Origin of the sequence: Streptomyces rubellomurinus, assembly GCF_000961885.1 — a bacterium.
Lineage (GTDB): Bacteria > Actinomycetota > Actinomycetes > Streptomycetales > Streptomycetaceae > Kitasatospora > Kitasatospora rubellomurina.
Window position 1 is genome coordinate 1 of sequence record NZ_JZKH01000291.1, and the last position, 649, is coordinate 649.

Below are 649 nucleotides of genomic sequence, written 5' to 3' on the forward strand. Positions count from 1 at the left end.
GCCGAGGACGGCCGCCGCCTCGCGGCGGACCAGGTCCAGCAGCGTGCCCTGGCGCTCGGCCGGGCTCAGCGCGGCCAGGCGCTCGCGCAGCGCGGAGGGCGCGGCCGCAGCCGTCCCCGCGCGGCGCAGGCGGGCCCGGACGAGGGACCGCAGCAGCGGCGGAACGTCACCACCGCGCTCCAACTCGCGTCGCACCGAACCCAGTTCGAGACGGACGGGAACGACGTGGGCGAAGGCGGAGCCGAGCGAGGCATCGAGTGCGCGCAGGCCCTGGGCGGGGGTGAGGGCGGCGACGCCCTGGCGGCGCATCCGCTGGAGCTCGGCGTCGCCGAGGTGGGCGGTCAGGCCGGTGCCGGCCTGCTGCCACAGGCCCCAGGACAGGCTCAGGCCCGGCAGGCCGTCCGCCCGGCGCTGCGCGGCCAGGGCGTCGACGTAGGCGTTCGCCGCCGCGTAGGCGCTCTGGCCCGCGCTGCCGAGGACACCGGCGGCGGAGGAGAAGAGGACGAACGCGTCCAGGTCCAGGCTCCGGGTGAGCTCGTCCAGGTTCAGCGCGCCGGTGGCCTTCGGGGCCAGGACGCGGGCGAAGCGCTCGGCGCTCTGGCCGGCGAGCAGGCCGTCGTCCAGGACGGCGGCCAGGTGGAACACCGAA

General features: G+C 77.7%; 1 protein-coding gene. It reads right to left on the bottom strand.

Going from position 1 to position 649, the window contains the following annotated elements; translation table 11 throughout:
• Positions 1–649 (bottom strand): KR domain-containing protein (locus VM95_RS37880; protein ID WP_045706111.1); only part of this gene is annotated, 649 nt, incomplete at both ends.